This window comes from Aquabacter sp. L1I39 (genome assembly GCF_017742835.1).
GTDB lineage: Bacteria > Pseudomonadota > Alphaproteobacteria > Rhizobiales > Xanthobacteraceae > L1I39.
Window position 1 is genome coordinate 165544 of sequence record NZ_CP072392.1, and the last position, 16484, is coordinate 182027.

Here is a 16484-nt window from a genome sequence, read left to right on the forward strand (position 1 = left end):
ACCCCAGCTGATACCCTGAACGAAGCCGTTGCCCTGACCGGTTGAACCCACCGCGGCGTCCTTCGCCAAGGATGCAAAGTGAAGTAAGCGTTCATCGCCGCGCATCGCCTGCAGTTTTCGATCCGCGCCATGTGTCGGTGCCTGCGTGTCCAGCCCAGCGGCTTTTACGCCTGGCTGAAGGATCCGCTGAGCAAGCGCGCGCAGGAAGACCAGCGACAGATCGAGCTGATCCGCGCGGCATGGAGCGAGAGCGGCAAGGTCTATGGCTATCGTAAGCTTCACGACGATCTGGCGGATATGGGCGAGAGCTGCTGCCCGAACCGGGTGGCGCGTCTCGAGCGTTTGGTTAGCATTCGGCCGCAGATCGGCTACAAACGCCGGCCCGGCCACTATGCCGGCAAGCTGCCCCTGGCCGTCGTTAACACGCTCGATCGCCGGTTCGATGTGGAGGTGCCTGACAAGGCCTGGGTGACCGACATCACCTACATCCACACCCACAAAGGCTTCGCCCATCTGGCGGTCGTGATCGACCTCTTCTCCCGCCGCGTCGTCGGCTGGTCCATGCAGGCCCGGCAGACCACCAACGTCGTGCTTCAGGCGTTGCTGGCTGCTGTCTGGCGACGCAAGCCGAAGGACCGGGTGCTGGTGCATTCGGATCAGGGCAGCCAATTCACCAGCATGGAGTGGGCTTCGTTCCTGAAACACCACGAGCTGCAGCCCTCCATGAGCCGTCGCGGCAACTGCCATGACAACGCCGTCGCCGAAAGCTTCTTCAACCTGCTCAAGCGCTAACGGATCCGCCGCAAGGTCTACCGCACCCGCGACGAGGCACGTCGGGACGTGTTCGACTAAATCGAGATATTCTACATCCCCACCCGCAAACACGCACGGAACCGGATGCTGTCGCCAATCGAGTTCGAACGCCGGCACAAAGCCAAAGCCGAAGGCGTCTAGAAAACTCGGGGCGGTTCACTGGAGCTGATCGCCCCCAGCGGTCGGATCGGCGAGACATACAATATCGGCAGCAACAACGAGCGCCAGAACATCAAGTGGCGGGCACCATTTGCGATGCCATGGAGCGCCTCGTTCCCGACGCCAAGATCGGCCCGCGCCACGGGCTGTTAGCCTTCGTCGCCGACCGCCCCACCCAAGACGGGCGCCGCACCATCACGCCGCCAAGGTCTAGACCGAGGTCAGCTCGGCTCCGGTGGACCACCTCGCGAGCGCAGTGCACTCGTACTTTGAGAACGAGGAGTTGCGCAAGGTGCTGAAGGCGCGTCACCGCTGCGTGAAGCTCGGCTGCCACGGGCTAAAAAGGGAAGGCAAAGCAGGCCATTCCCCTTTGTCGCGCTCTCGACACGCATATATGCACAGATTATCTTACTCTACCATCGACAATATACCGTTCACAGCTTGTTCAGTATCGATGTTCCATTCATCCAGCATGGGCACCTCCTTACCAGCCGATCGACCGGTGATGTAGGTTATTTGTGAATTGGATTGGCGATTCACCAATGCGTCATTCAAAGTCACGAACTTTTCGGGTGCGAGAATAACGCGCTGCCCCTTGATCGAATTGTAGATGCAATTGTAGAAACCCGAGCCGGACGTTCCTGCGACAAACTTCGCCTGAGAAATGATCGATATCTGCTGAGGGACGGTGAGATCCTCCGGATGAACGATTTCGAAGCCTTTCTCTTGCAGGCGTTGCTCAATGTCCTCCTCCTGGTTGAGGTAACGTTGTTTCTTCCAGCGTGAGCGTGAGAGGTACAGAACCGCAGAGGTGGATGGAGTGCGATAATACTCGGCAATATGTCTCCACACCCGCAAGCTCAGATCAGAGACAGAACGCTCCAGGATATAGTCCTGGCTGGCAACTATCAGATTGTCGCACCGAATGGGTCGATTGAAATGATGAATCTGCTCGGGCTTAACGCCAAATGGCGCCAAGAGTTCGGCGATCCGCGGGTTCGGTTTGGCAGAGGTCACGATTTTCAATGATGACAAATCACACTTCTGAAACGGCCAGAGCCGACTTAGAACCTCCAACGTGAAATGCCCATAGTGATCGACATGCTCGCCATCAAGATAGAAGCAAGGTTCTTTGACAATCTGCGCAATATTGCGATGCGCGTACTCAAACTCAATCTCGTCATCAGAGACTGGCTTGAGATAAACATGCTTATCCTTTGCATTCCGACGCCGGAACGACTCAGGGAGCAACTTTCCGTCTTGGATAAGTATCTGTCGCGGAAGACAAATTACTCCCTTCAGACGTGAGAGCGTCGAAGGAGGAACTTCGATTTTTTTGATGGCGGCGGCTCGCGAAAAGCTTCCGATGCAACGAGGGACTACAAGGTCATAATAGCTGCGGATACGTTCAATATTAACATCTTTATATAGAATATAATCTTTCTCGTCAAATATACCAACGCTCTGCGGAATTTCTTCAGGTCGGGGCCGTGGGGGCGCCTTCGCATCCGACCTTTTGTGAATAATACACGCACGGGGAACAAACTCAATATAATCGATCTGCCTTGCAACGCTTGAAGCCGCTGGTGAGTATAGCTTTTCGTAGTCCTCCCGTCGAGTTCCGCGCAAGTGTAAAAAATCGATACGATCTTTCAAATAATTGACAAACGGGGTGCTTTCCTTGCCTGAAAAGCCGGGCTCGTAGCTACTGTGCAGATCCTCAATAACGTAGAAACCATTATTCTCGAGCTGCGGCAACAGTGTCTCTAGCCCGATGCGCTGATGATCCCAGCGATGACTTCCATCATCCACGACAAGGAGTGGACGGCCATGCTTCGAAATGGCAGCATCGAAGAAATCTGGAGATAGTACATCTCCGACTTCGACCCTTATGCGATCAGACGAAAACTCGATGGCAGCTTCCTTATAATGAAGGCAGACAATGGACGCTTCCGGAAAATAATCAGCCCACACATTCAATGTTGAGGCGGTTGGACTACCGATTTCAAATAAAACAAATTTAGACTTCCTCAACTTTGAGATATGACGCTCATAGTGACGGAGGAGGTCGTGACCTTTAGACGATCGATCAACCTCATGCAGAATTCCGACAGAGTCAAGGTCCACTGGCATATAACTGGCTCACTCTATTTTTGGTGAGAACGTCTCATCCTACCGGCCTCAATGTCCTGCCGCGGCCGAGTGCTTAAAAACATCGCTTCCTTGCTTCATCCATGCGTCATGCCTATTCTCCTGTCACAACGAATTCGTCGATGTGTCCAACAATTACCTGACACTTCCCAGATAGAGGGTCCACGCCCCCCCCCGGGGGGGTGGCTGCAGAGTACCGCAAATGCGGCAAAATGGAAGACGGGATGGCGCGGCGATAGCCTGCGCCCCAACAAAATCTCCAAACCTAATGTTGCCCCGGCTAGCCAATCCAGCGTGAAGTTCCTTCCGGCCCAATTGATCTGATCCCCGAGAACTGGACCGTTTGAAGCTGGAGTTTTCCGCGCCATGATCCCTTGGCTGGGAGGAGCGGAAGACGATGAAGGCATCGAAATTTTCGGACGCACAGAAGGCGCTCATCCTGAAGCAGGGAGCGGACGGTGTCCCGGTGGCGGAGATCTGCCGGCGGGCCGGAATCAGCCCGGCGACCTACTTCGACTGGAAGAAGAAATATGAAGGGCTCGCCCCGCTCGAGATGCGGCGGCTGAAGCAGCTCGAGGACGAGAATACGAAGCTGAGGAAGCTCGTAGCCGACCTCTCGCTCGACCGGGAGATGCTGCAGGATATCGTCCGCCGAAAAATCTGAGGCCTGGTCGCAAGCGCGAGCTCGTCGGCATGATGTGTGGTGAGTGGCAGGTGTCGATCCGGCGGGCTTGTGCGGCTCTGGAGTTTGACCGGTCCACCCACCACTACAAGTCCTGCCGACCCGACCAGGCCGGCCTCGCGGCACGGATCAAGACGATCTGCGAGACGCGTGTGCGCTACGGCTACCGGCGCGTGCAGGTGCTGCTACGACGGGAAGGCTGGGCGATCAATCAGAAGAGAACCCGCAGAATTTACAATGAGTTAGGTCTCCAGCTGCGCAATAAGACACCGAAGCGTCGCGTGAAGGCGAAGTTGCGGGAGGATCGGGCGCCTGCCACTCGGCCGAACGATGTCTGGGCGATGGATTTTGTCCATGACCAGCTGGCCACCGGCCGCAAGATCCGGGTGCTGACCGTGGTCGACACCTTCTCGCGCTTCTCGCCGGTGGTCGATCCGCGTTTCAGCTATCGGGCCGAGCACGTGGTCGCGACCCTCGAACGGGTCTGCGCCAAGGTGGGCTATCCGCGGATCATCCGGGTCGACCAGGGCTCGGAGTTCGTCTCCCGGGATCTCGACCTGTGGGCCTATGCGAAGGGCGTCACGCTGGACTTCTCCCGGCCGGGAAAGCCCACCGACAACGCCTTCATCGAGGCATGCAACGGGCGCTTCCGAAGTGAATGCCTGAACACCCACTGGTTCCTGACGCTTGCCGACGCGGCCGAAAAGATGGAGGCTTGGCTCAGATACTACAACGAGGATCGGCCGCATGGGACCATCGGCCATAAGCCGCCGATCACGCTGCAGAACTCCGGCGGCGCACCCAGCCCACCGCCGTGAGCAAGGCCGGAAACTCTAACCTCCGGCGGTCCAAGGAATGGTCTCGGATCAATCAACCTGCGGACTCTCTCCTCAACCGGAGGAAAAATGGGGCTCACGTCAAGAGCGCTCGAGTGCAAGATCGTGGTGCACATCTGGGACAAGCTGACCGCACTCGAAAAACTGGCCCGGCACCTCGGTTTGTTCTCCTGTAATGGTCACAAAGAGAACCAAAGTGAGAATCCGATCACCGCTTTGACCCAGGGCTTTGAAAGAGGCCGCTAAATTTCCCGTGTGCCCATGCCTTGACCACCCTCCCGTACGGCATGCGAACATGCTCTGGGATCGACGCACGGTTGTGCGAGTGGGTAGCCAGATATGAGCGATGCGTTCTTTCAGTCTCCAATTCTCAACTCGCCCTATGAAGAGCCCACGCGTCATTGGGAACTGGATTCCGCAGGGCAGCCCACCAATCAGCTGATTGCGCGCCGCCGCCCCAGTGCCCTGGTCTCCCCCATCCCCAAGCCCAAGAAGGTGCGCGGGAAAGCTGTGCAGGCGGATCTCCTCGCCGACGCGATGGGGCAGGAGTACAACCCAACCGAGGTCATTAACGGCGTCCGCTCGGCCGTCGAGAGCTGGAGGCGGCTGCCGGAGAGCCAGTGGAACGTCACGCCTTCCACAGCCCGCCTTCTACGTCATTGGCGCGCCTTCGCGTTTGCGAATCAGAAGCCGTTTTTCTGCCAGGTGGAAGCGGTAGAAACGGTCATCTGGCTGACGGAGGTGGCGCCCAAATCGTCCTCGCAGGGACGGCGTTTCTGGACGCATCTGGAGGCGGCCAATGCCGCGTCCAATCCCGAATTGATGCGCATGGCGCTGAAGCTGGCCACGGGGGCTGGCAAGACCACGGTGATGGCCATGCTCATTGCCTGGCAGACCATCAATGCCGTCCGCCACCCCAATGCGCGCAGGTTTTCCCGTGGCTTCCTGGTGGTCGCGCCCGGCATCACCATCAAGGACCGGCTGCGCGTGCTCCAGCCCAACGATCCCGACAGCTATTACAGCACGCGCCAATTGGTGCCGGAGGACATGCTGCCGGACATGGGCCGGGCCAAGATCGTCATCACCAATTTTCACGCCTTCAAGAAGAAGGACGAGGTGCCGCTCAACAAGGTGCAGCAGGCCGCACTCAAGACCAAGCCGCGTGAGGAAAGCGACGGCAGCATGATCCGCAGGGTGGCCGGCGCCTTGATGGGCATGAAGAACATCGTCGTACTCAACGACGAAGCCCATCACTGCTACCGCGAGCGGCCGCTCACGCCGGAGGAGCAGGCGGCCCTCAAGGGCGATGAGCTGGCGGAGGCCAAGGAGAATAACGAGGCGGCGCGGCTTTGGATTTCCGGCCTGGAGGCGGTGAAGCGCGAGCTGGGAATCCAGATGGTCTATGACCTCTCGGCGACGCCCTTCTTCCTGCGCGGCTCGGGCTATCGGGAAGGCTCGCTGTTCGGCTGGGTGATGAGCGACTTCTCCCTCATGGATGCGATCGAATGCGGCATCGTGAAACTGCCGCGCGTGCCCATCATGGACAACGTGCCCGGCGGGGACACGCCCATGTTCAGCAATCTGTGGGAGTATGTGGGCAAGAGCCTGCCCAAGAAGGGGCGGGCGAGCGCTAAGGGCTATGATCCGCAGCGTCTGCCGAACGAGCTTTTGACCGCCATCGATGCCCTCTATGGCCATTATGCCAAGACCCACGCCTTATGGCGGGAGAGCGGCGTCGAGGTGGACCCGGTCTTCATCGTGGTGTGCAACAACACCGCCACGTCCAAGCTGGTGCATGATTATATCGCCGGCTACGAGGTGGAGGACGCGCACGGCAACCGGACGCTTGTCGCGGGCAAATGCGAGCTGTTCCGCAATTTCGATCCCGATGGCGTCGCCATCCCCCGCATGCGCACCTTGCTCATCGACAGCCAGCAATTGGAGAGCGGGGAGGCCATCGGCCCCGAATTCCGCGAGGCGGCGAAGGAGGAGATCCAGCGTTTCAAGGACGAACTGATCGCGCGGCACCAGGATGCGCAGGCGGGCAACCAAATCGACGACGCCACCCTCCTGCGCGAGGTGATGAACACGGTCGGCCGCAAGGGGGCGCTGGGCGAGGGCATTCGCTGTGTTGTGTCGGTCTCCATGCTCACGGAAGGGTGGGATGCCAACACGGTCACCCACGTGCTGGGGGTGCGCGCCTTCGGCACTCAGCTTCTGTGCGAGCAGGTGATCGGCCGCGCGCTGCGGCGCCAGTCCTACCAGTTACAGGCGAATGGCCACTTCAAGGTGGAATATGCCGACGTGCTGGGCATCCCCTTCGATTTCACGGCCCAGCCGGTGGTGTCGAAGCCCAGCCCGCCGGACGACATGTTCCGCGTGTTCGCGGTCAGCCCGGAGCGCGACGCCAGCGAAATCCGCTTCCCGCGGGTGGAAGGCTATCGCACTGAATTGCCGCAGGATGTGCTGCGCGCCGAATTCTCCCCCGACTCGACCCTGGAACTGACGCCGGAACTGGTGGGCGCCACCGAGACCATCAATGCCGGCATCATCGGCGAGCAGGCGGACTTGACGCTCGATCATCTAAAGGATGTGCGCCTGCCCAAGATCTATTTCCATCTCGCGGATTGGATCGTAAAGCGGCGCCTCACCGAGGCGGGCCAGCAACCCAGCCCCCGGCTTATCATGCAGATGAAGCCCATTGTGCGGCGCTGGATGGCCGAGCATCTGGTCTGCTCCGGCGGCACGCAGCCCGCGCAACTGCTTTATTACGGCGTGGCCGACCGGGTGGCGGAGCGCATCATGGCGGCGCTCACGCGGGCGCAGGGCGAGGGCAGCGGCGTCATCGCTCTGCTCGATCCCTATAATCGCGAGGGCACCACCCGCCACGTGCGCTTCACCACCAGCAAGGACCGCTATGAGACCGGCCCCCGCTGCCACATCAATGCGGCCGTGATCGACAGCGATTGGGAGGCCGAATTCTGCCGGGTGGCTGACCGCCACCCGCGCGTGCTGGCCTGGGTGAAGAACCACAATCTCGGCTTTGAGGTGCCCTACCGGGCCGCCGGCGAGGTGCGTCGCTATCGCCCCGATTTCATCGTCCGCCTGGATGACGGCCACGGGCCGGACAATCCGCTGAACCTGGTGGTGGAAATCAAGGGCGCGCGGGACGAGGCTGACAAGGACAAGGCCGAGACCATGCGCACCCTCTGGGTGCCCGGCGTGAACCGGCTGGGTTTCCTGGGGCGCTGGGACTATGCGGAATTCCGCGACGTCTGGACCATCCGCACCGAGTTTGCGGCGAAGGTTGAGGCGTGGCTGGATGAGGTGACGCGTGATGCTGGGGGAGCAGGACGGTGACTGAATTCAAGCGCATCATGGTCATCAATACCGGCTGGTCAGACGACTACAGCACGCGCGATCCTGTGGGCAATTTCGCCAATCTCGACCATGCGACGGGTCATGAGAAGTTCAATTTTCGACGCGGAAGGGACGGCCTTTATTACGGCTATGTGCCGCCGCGGAGAGAAAGTCCTCCAAAGCCCAAGGAACCAAGCGGATGGCTGGTATTCGCCGTCTCAAAGCGGAAAAACGAAGCGGGTATGGTTCTGGTGGGATGGTATGAGAATGCCCGGTTTCTGGGGGAATACAGAGAGCGCCCGGATGCAGATGATCTTGGGCCTGACTCCAATGGCAATCCCTTCTACTACACGTTCGTGGCCGACAGAGCGACCATGATCCCCCTGCCGATGAGGCAGTGGAAGGTGGATGGAACATACATTGGGCGCCCCTTCAATTATTTGCGGGGGAATGGGGAAGGCACGCCGCAAACTGAGGCGATGGCACGTCAGCTTCTTCAGTTCAGAGAAGAGTGTTTGAAGAACATTATTACCGGAGCGAAGAAGCCGGAGCTGGATCTGACCCCTTCAGATATGGATTCACGGCGCCGCCGGGAAATTGAATTGAAGGCGGAGGATGCTGTTAAGCTGCACTTTTCTGATTGGAACTGCGAACGGGTGGCAGACGAAAAGTGCGGCTATGATCTGAAGTTCACCCATCCTGAGAGCGGGCAGGAGTTGCATGTCGAGGTGAAGGGGACAGCGGCGGACTACCCTCAATTTTTCATCACTCATAAAGAATACAGATACGCCGAAGAAAAATCAGTCAATGATAATAAGAGCAAACAATCGAAAAGTAGTCTACCGCGCTGGCGGCTTGCAGTGGTGCATGACGTGTATGGGGATTCGACTGTCAATATTTACACATTCGACGAAATGAAGAACATTTTTGAAATACTCCCCTATGCATATCGCGGCATGTTGAGGAACGCCTGATGTCCAAGTCCCCCCTGCGCGTGGATGCGCTGACCCATGATGAGGCCACCCGCAAGAATGCGCCCACCGCCGAGCTGGAGGCCTTTGTGCCGCCGGATGTGAAGGAGCCGATCCGGGTGGCCTATCAGCGGCGCGACCCGGATCTGGATCCGCAATTGGTGTGGCGTGGCAAGGATGTGCTGGACTGGTCGGACCTCGTGGTGGAGGCGCCGCCGCTCTATATTCAGGAGAAGATCCACCCCAAGGCGCTGATCGAGGATCTGAAGCGGGCGAGCGGGAAGCGGCGGGAGCCGGACACGGGGCCGGACCTGTTCGCGGATTTCAACGGGCTGGACCCGGAGAAGCGCACGGAATTCTATGCCCACGACCAGCATTGGTCGAACCGCATGATTTTGGGCGACAGCCTGAAGGTGATGGCAAGTCTCGCCGAGCGGGAGGGGCTGAAGGGCAAGGTGCAGTGCATCTATATCGACCCGCCCTATGGCATCAAGTTCAACTCCAATTTCCAGTGGTCCACCACCAGCCGGGACGTGAAGGACGGCAAGGCGGATCATCTCACCCGCGAGCCGGAACAGGTGAAAGCCTTCCGCGACACCTGGCGCGACGGCATCCACTCCTACCTCACCTATCTGCGCGACCGCCTCACCGTGGCGCGGGACCTGCTGACGGAGAGCGGCTCCATCTTCGTGCAGATCGGGGATGAGAATGTCCACCGCGTGCGGGCGCTGATGGATGAGGTGTTCGGGGATGAGAATTTTGTTGCTGAAATTGGCATTCCGAAGACAAGCAGCGCAACTTCTGAATTTCTTCCCGGTATAATGGACTATGTCTTATTTTTCGCAAGAAAAATAAGTGACCTTAAGTTTAGGCCAGCATTCAAAGAGAAAAGCGATATGGCCGGATTTTCAGGCTATACGCGCGTTCAATACGCCGATGGATCCAGAACTAGTCTTTCAGATGCGAAGGGCGACTACAGGGTTTATGCCCAAGGTGATATGACAAGCCAACGCCCCCCTGGTAGCTTTCCTGTTCATTTTGAAGGCCGGGTTTTCACGCCGAAGTCGAATTTTTGGAAAACGGGCGAGATTGGAATGGCGCGACTCCAAAAGAGTTTACGCCTAGAAAAAATGAAAGAAACTATACGTTATGTAAGATTTTTGGATGATTTCCCCGCAATACCCGTGAATAATTACTGGTCGGACATAAGTGGCGCAGTTCAGAGTCGTGTTGATCCGAAGGTATACGTCGTTCAATCATCCAAAGAATTGGTGCAACGCTGCATCCTCATGACCACCGATCCCGGCGATCTGGTGCTCGATCCCACCTGCGGTTCGGGCACCACGGCCTATGCTGCCGAGCAGTGGGGTCGGCGCTGGATCACCATGGATACCAGCCGCGTGGCGCTGGCACTGGCGCGCGCCCGGCTCATGGGCGCGCGCTATCCCTGGTATATCCTCGCCGACAGCCGCGAGGGGCAGATGAAGGAAGGGGAGATCACCCGCACCCCGCCGCCGGACACACCCACCTATAACCGCCTGCGGCACGGCTTCGTCTATAAGCGCGTGCCGCATATCACGCTGAAATCCATCGCCAACAATGCCGAGATCGACACCATCTGGGAGCAGTTCCAGAGCGTGCTGGAGCCCCTGCGCGCCGCTCTGAACGCTGCGCTGGGCAAGGCGTGGGAGGAATGGGAAATCCCGCGCGCGGCGGGGGCGGACTGGCCGGCGGAAGCGAAAGCCGCGCACGCGGAGTGGTGGGCGCAGCGCATCGCGCGGCAGAAGGAGATCGACGCCTCCATCGCCGCCAAGGCGGACACCGAATATCTCTATGACCAGCCCTATGAGGACAAGAGCCGCGTGCGCGTGGCCGGTCCCTTCACGGTGGAGAGCCTCTCGCCCCACCGCGTGCCCGCCGTGGACCATGATGACAGCCTGTTCGACGAATTGGAGGCCATCGAGGGCCGGCGCCAGCCGGGGCCGGTCTCCGAGACCGCCGATTTCGCCCAGATGGTGCTGGACACGCTGAAGAAAGCCGGCGTGCAGCAGGCCCACAAGGCGGACCGGCTGGTCTTCTCGTCCTTAAAGCCCTGGCCGGGCCGTTTCGTGTGCGCGGAAGGGCGCGTGCGGCAGGCCTCGGAGGGGGAAAGCGATACGCTCTCCGACAGCCCCGAGCGGCGCGCCGCCATCATGATCGGCCCGGAATACGGCACCGTGGTGCGCCTCGACATGACCGCCGCCGCCCGCGAGGCCATGGAAGCCGGCTTCGACATGCTCATCGTCGCCGCCTTCAATTTCGATGCCCATGCCAGCGAGTTCGACCGCATGGGCGCGCTGCCCGTGCTCCAGGCCCGCATCAATCCCGACCTGCACATGCCGGACCTCGCCAATACCGGGGCGGGCAACCTCTTCACCGTGTTCGGCGAGCCGGACATAAAGGTGCATGAGGAAGCCGCCGGGCTGATCTCCATCGAGGTGGCGGGCGTCGACATGTACAAAGGCGGGCAGATCGAGAGCACCGAGGCCGACGACATCGCGGTGTGGTTCATCGACACCGACTATGATTACGAGAACTTCCGCGTCCGCCACGCTTATTTTCCCGGCGCCGGCGACCCCTACAAGGCGCTGAAGACCACGCTGAAGGCAGAGATCGACCAGGACGCCTGGGAAAGCCTGCGCCGCACCCGCTCCCGCCCCTTCCTGCGCCCCGTCGGCGGCAAGGTGGCGGTGAAGGTCATCAACCATCTGGGCGACGAGGTGATGAAGGTGGTGGCGGTGTAGATCATGCCATCGTTTCAGAGAGACGCCGGCATGATCTATGGGCGTGCTGGCGGGATCAGGCTGGGCGCCACCAACTGGCGGGCCCTCAGCTTAAGGAGCGGGCGCGAGGCGAGCAGCGGCAACAGCAGCCGGCTGAGCCGCAGGCCGGCCCGGCTCTGCGGCACATAGCTGCGCGCCATGGCGCGGGCCTGCCGCTGCACCATGGCGATGGTCGGCCGCAGGCCCGCCTCGAAGGCAGGAAGTGCCTCATCAAGGGGACCGTGCCCCAATGCCTCCGCCAGCAGGAAGGCGCCAGCCATGGCCATGGAGGCGCCCTGACCGGAGAGGAAGGACAGGCTCCAGGCCGCATCGCCCACCAGCACCACGCGACCGCGCCACCAGCGCGGCATCTCGATCTGGCAGAGCGCATCGAGATAGGCGCCCTCCCAGTCCACCGGACCATCGATGAGCCGGCGGAGAACTGGCCAGGTGCCGGCATAGGCGTGCGAGACCACCGCATGCCGGTGGTCGGCGGACACCAGGCCAGACTCCGCGCTGCGCCAGCACAGCAGGGTGGAGAGTTCCTGCGGTCCGGACTGGTAGAGGATCGCCTGCCGCCCGACCTCCATATAGCCCTCATAAGGGGGCTCCAGCGTGCCGGAAAAAGGCATGCGCCAGGCTGCGCCCCGGTAGCCCAGCGGGCGCCGGAACTCCGCCTCCGGGCCAAAGGCGTGCGCCCGGATCCTGCTATGGGTCCCGTCCGCGCCCACCACGAGGTCGAAGGTGGCGGCGGCACCGTCGCTGAAGCGCACCACGGCGCCATCCGGCGCATCGTGGATTTCCGTCACCTCGCAGCCAAAGCGCGGTCCTTCGTGCCCCGCTTCCCCCAAGGCGCGGGCCAGCAGGCGCACCAGCGCATCGCGCGGCACATGGAGCATTTTTCCACCCGTGAGGTCGTGGATCACCTGCGCCCGATAGCGGAAGACCTCCCGTCCCGTCGCGCCATCGCGATAAACCGAATCTGCCGCAGGCAAGGCCCGTTGGCGCAGCGCTGGCAACACCTCCAGGCGCTCCGCCACGTCCCAGCCATTGGCCTGGAGACTGACCACGTAGCCACCGGTATTGAGCGTCAAGCCGCGCTCGATGACATGGACCGCCACGCCCCGCCGCACGAGGCACAAGGCGAGCGTCAGTCCGGCGGGACCGGCTCCGACAATGAGAATCCGCATGGCGCCCTCAGAACCGGGCCCGGGCCTGAACGCCGATCATGCGGGGATCACCGGGCGCACCATAAGGCCCGTAGCCATTGTCGGTGGCGACGACATAATAATCCTGGTCGAGAAGGTTCAGCGCCACCAGGTAGAGGCTCCAATTCTTCGCCTCCACGCCGAGCCGCGCATTCACGATGCCGTAGGCGTCCTGCTCAATGGTGTTGTCCACGTCGAAATAGAAGGCAGACCGCCAGTTCCAGTCCACCCGGGCGACGCCGTTCAGCTGCGCGGTCAGGGGCGTTGTGTACTGGGCGGACAGGGACAGGGAATATCTGGAGGCCAACGGTTGCCAGTTCCCATCCGCATTGCCCCCGGTCTGCGAGGCGGGCGCATCCGTGAAGCGGGCATCCAGAAGGCCGAGACCCGCGAACAGTTCAAGCCCCTGCAAGGGCCGCGCGGTGATTTCGAATTCGGCACCGTAATTGCGCGACTTGGGCGCGTTGGCGATCCAGACCGAATAGCCGTTGAACGAATAGATCTGCTGGTTCTTCCAGTCGAAATAGAAGACGGAAGCGGCCAGATCGAGCTTGCCCTCGAACAGCGAGGCCTTCACGCCCGCCTCATAGTTCCACGCGCTCTCGGGAGCGTAGGACAGGTCGCTGGAAGGCGCGAAGGAGATGTTGTAGCCACCCGCCTTGTAGCCGCGGGAGATAGTGGCATACGTGCGCACATCGGGCGCGATCGCATAGGCGAGGCCGATCTTGGGCGAGATGTCCGAACTGCCCATGGACTGCACCTGCGACTGCCCCGGCGCGCCGAGCGTGACGCCGGCCACGTTCGAGGCGTGCACATAGTCGATCTCGCGATGGTCATAGCTGAGGCGCATGCCGGCCAGCACATCGAAGCGGTCCGTCAGGTGCCAGGTGGCATCCCCGAACACGGCCGCCGACCAGCCCTGAAGGTCCGACGTGGTACCCTCCTGATAGCCGGCGGGCAGAGCCGGCTGTCCGGGATAGAAGACGTTGGCGGGCATGGCGATATTGAAGCCGGTATATTCGTATCGGTCGTCCTTGCTGCCGAGGAAGAAGGTGCCCAGCGTCCAGTCCAGCGTCTCGTTCGGGGCGGAAACCAAGCGGAACTCCTGGGTCGCCTGGTTGTAGTCGCGTGAGAAGCCGTTCCGGCGGAATGGTGAGGGGGTAAAATCACCGCCCTCCCCATCTCCTTGCGAGCCGCGCCATGCGGTGACGGAAATAAGTTGCGCCACCCCCATGTCGTAGCTTGCCTTCAACGAGACGCCATAGCTGGAAATGCTCGAAGTGTAGGGAATGGCGGCATTGTAGCCATCCTGCCAGACGGTGCCGAACGGCCCGCGATTGCCCCGGCTGCCCTCGTCGGTGGCATAATCCGCGGCGAACAGCAGTTCGAGCCGGTCCGAGGGGCGCGCCGCGAGCTGGAAGCGCCCGCCGCCGTCCTTGTCCCCGTCATACGCATTGCCATCCGCCGCGTTGGTCACCCAGCCATCGGCATAATCCCCGAAGGCCACGGCGCGCAGGGCCATGTCCTGTCCGAGCGCGGCATTGAGGACGGCCCGGCCCTGCAGCGTCATGTCGGTCCCGAACAGGGCATCGAACAGGGTATAGGTGGCGCCGTACTCCGGCACGGCGCTGCGCACATTCACCGCGCCTGCTATGGCATTGCGGCCATAAAGCGTGCCCTGTGGCCCGCGCAGGATCTCGATCTGGGCGAGGTCCACCATAGTGAGGTTGAAGGTGGCATCATTGCCGATGAACACGTCGTCCCGATAGATGGCGACCGTCGGATCGGTACCGAACGCGGTGTTCGCGATGCCGCGTATGGAAATGACCGACGCATCATTGCCGCCGCGCTGGCTGCGCATCTGAGTGTTGACGCTGGCATCGAACGCATCCTCCAGCCGCTGGATGGTGCGTGCCTCGATGTCCCCCCGCGTGTACACGCCGATGCTCGCCGGCACCTCAATCCAGGGCTGGGTGCGGCGCATGGCTTCCACCGTCACGGCGTCCAGCTCGATGACCTGCCCCGCCTCCTGGGCCTCGGCGGTTACGGGCAGGGTCAGGACAGCGAGAAGCAGGGGCAAGCGCGTGGACTGGGCCATGAGCAGGATTCCGAAACCGGCGCCGCACGGAATGGCGGCTTCTTGCGTGAATTTTCGCAAACGCGCGCAAGGATTTGGATCGCGAAGGCGTATGCCTTCGGCTCAATTGCATATGCCAGCGTGTCAGCGGACGCCGGATCGCGCTCACCGCCGCAGATGGGACGGGGCAAACCCGAAGCGCCGGCGGAAAGCGGTCGAGAAATTGGTCGGATGACCATAACCCGCCCTGTAGGACGCCTCCGACACCGACAGTCCCTCGCGCTCGATGAGGGCGCGGCCGAGCAGCAGGCGCCGCTCGTTCACATAGGCCCCGGCGCAGGTGGCGAAGGCGCTGAAGAAATCGCGCTTCAGCTTGCTGGCGCTCACCCCGAACTCCTCCGCCAAGGCAATAAGACTGGTGATGCTCGCGGGGTCCGCATCAATGCGCGCGCGGATCGCCATGACCCGGTCGCGGTCCCGCCCGCGCAGGGCCTCCGCGCTTTGGGGACCCGCATTCCCAAGGGTTTCCACCAAAGCGGCGAGCAGATCCAGCGCACGGCTTTCCAGCATCAGCGCGGCCAGACCCGCTTCCGGCGGGGCCTGGAGCACCTGCCACGCGATCCGCTTCAAATGCGCATCCAACGGACGGCGCGTGACGCTGAGCGGACGCTCCATGGACTGGCGCAGCGGCTCGAAGGCCGAGCCGGAATTGCGGCGCGAGGTCTCGAACCATTCTGGCGTCACCACCAGTTCCACGGTCCGCACCTGGCGTCCGCCATGAATCACCGTGCGGCAAGGCCGGCGGTCATTGTCGGAGGCGATCCACACCTCGTTTGGCCGGAAGCCGGCCTCGACCCCCAGCGTCTGGGAGGTCGCCTCCCCATCCAACACCACCGAGAGCGTGCTGGCGGGAAAGCTCTCGCTCTCGAACACAATGGGCTGCCCAATGGCCATGTCCCGCGAGAGCAGGAACAGACCTGGTTCAATCTCCACCATGACGGAGCGCGCTGCATCGCCGGCCAGGGGACGCAATGGATTATCCACCAGCGCACGCAGCTTGGTCAGTGATGTTCGGTAATCAGAAACACTCATAGCACAAGTATAAGTGCAGACTTTTTCCGAAGGTAGCATTTCGGCCAATAATCGATTTTGATTAATTGAAAACTACCCAATCGCCCCGGCCGGACGCTCTGGTGAAGTCGGTCACTTCCTGATCCCGTCCTCGCGGTCCAGCTCTGCGCAGCGCGCTGAAGGCCGAGGCAAGGGGCGTTGGGATTGGGACTTCCCAACATGGGATACCCCTCTCCAGGCTTCAGGAGGCGCCTCCATGGCCATGGCCTCTACGACAGGGAAAAGCTGATCTCCCGGTCCGCCGGACGTGAAGGTCACATCGGCCGACGGCATCGGCCGAAATCCAGTTCTGCCT

General features: G+C 61.2%; 8 protein-coding genes and 1 pseudogene. 5 read left to right on the forward strand and 4 right to left on the reverse strand.

Annotated features, from left to right (window positions below; genetic code table 11):
* Window positions 1-54: 54 nt before the first annotated feature.
* Window positions 55-954: pseudogene (locus tag J5J86_RS00780) on the forward strand (IS3 family transposase); the annotation flags it as partial.
* 426 nt (window positions 955-1380) lie between these two features.
* On the opposite strand, the gene J5J86_RS00785 reads toward J5J86_RS00780, so the two are convergent.
* Window positions 1381-3105, reverse strand: a complete 1725-nt coding sequence (locus J5J86_RS00785) for a glycosyltransferase family 61 protein (protein WP_209103019.1) — start codon at window positions 3103-3105, stop codon at window positions 1381-1383.
* A 415-nt stretch (window positions 3106-3520) separates the two neighbouring features.
* Here J5J86_RS00785 and J5J86_RS00790 point away from each other — a divergent pair.
* From J5J86_RS00790 to J5J86_RS00805, 4 genes are all read left to right on the forward strand, one after another.
* Window positions 3521-4623, forward strand: a protein-coding gene (locus J5J86_RS00790; RefSeq protein WP_209103020.1) for an IS3 family transposase whose coding sequence is annotated in 2 segments (ribosomal slippage) — window positions 3521-3782 and window positions 3782-4623 — 1104 coding nt in all. Because the reading frame shifts where the segments join, the coding sequence is not laid out codon by codon here.
* 357 nt (window positions 4624-4980) lie between these two features.
* Window positions 4981-8001: a BPTD_3080 family restriction endonuclease gene (locus J5J86_RS00795; RefSeq protein ID WP_209103021.1), complete on the forward strand. Its 3021-nt coding sequence runs from the start codon at window positions 4981-4983 to the stop codon at window positions 7999-8001.
* Window positions 7998-8975, forward strand: coding sequence for a DUF3883 domain-containing protein (locus tag J5J86_RS00800; protein ID WP_209103022.1), 978 nt, complete (start codon window positions 7998-8000; stop codon window positions 8973-8975). Before J5J86_RS00795 ends, J5J86_RS00800 begins: the two co-directional genes overlap by 4 nt.
* Complete coding sequence (locus J5J86_RS00805) at window positions 8975-11755, forward strand: site-specific DNA-methyltransferase (RefSeq protein ID WP_209103023.1); 2781 nt, start codon at window positions 8975-8977, stop codon at window positions 11753-11755. The genes J5J86_RS00800 and J5J86_RS00805 overlap by 1 nt, the downstream gene beginning before the upstream one ends.
* Before the next feature lie 35 nt (window positions 11756-11790).
* Here J5J86_RS00805 and J5J86_RS00810 read toward each other — a convergent pair whose 3' ends face one another.
* The 3 genes from J5J86_RS00810 to J5J86_RS00820 all read right to left on the reverse strand — a co-directional run bounded on the left by J5J86_RS00810 (window position 11791) and on the right by J5J86_RS00820 (window position 16090).
* A complete protein-coding gene (locus J5J86_RS00810; RefSeq protein WP_209103024.1) occupies window positions 11791-12963 on the reverse strand; it encodes an FAD-dependent monooxygenase in 1173 nt (390 codons plus the stop codon).
* Between the two features lie 7 nt (window positions 12964-12970).
* Complete coding sequence (locus J5J86_RS00815; RefSeq protein ID WP_209103025.1) at window positions 12971-15079, reverse strand: TonB-dependent receptor; 2109 nt, start codon at window positions 15077-15079, stop codon at window positions 12971-12973.
* A gap of 144 nt (window positions 15080-15223) precedes the next feature.
* Window positions 15224-16090: a helix-turn-helix transcriptional regulator gene (locus J5J86_RS00820; RefSeq protein WP_209103026.1), complete on the reverse strand. Its 867-nt coding sequence runs from the start codon at window positions 16088-16090 to the stop codon at window positions 15224-15226.
* Window positions 16091-16484 lie beyond the last annotated feature (394 nt).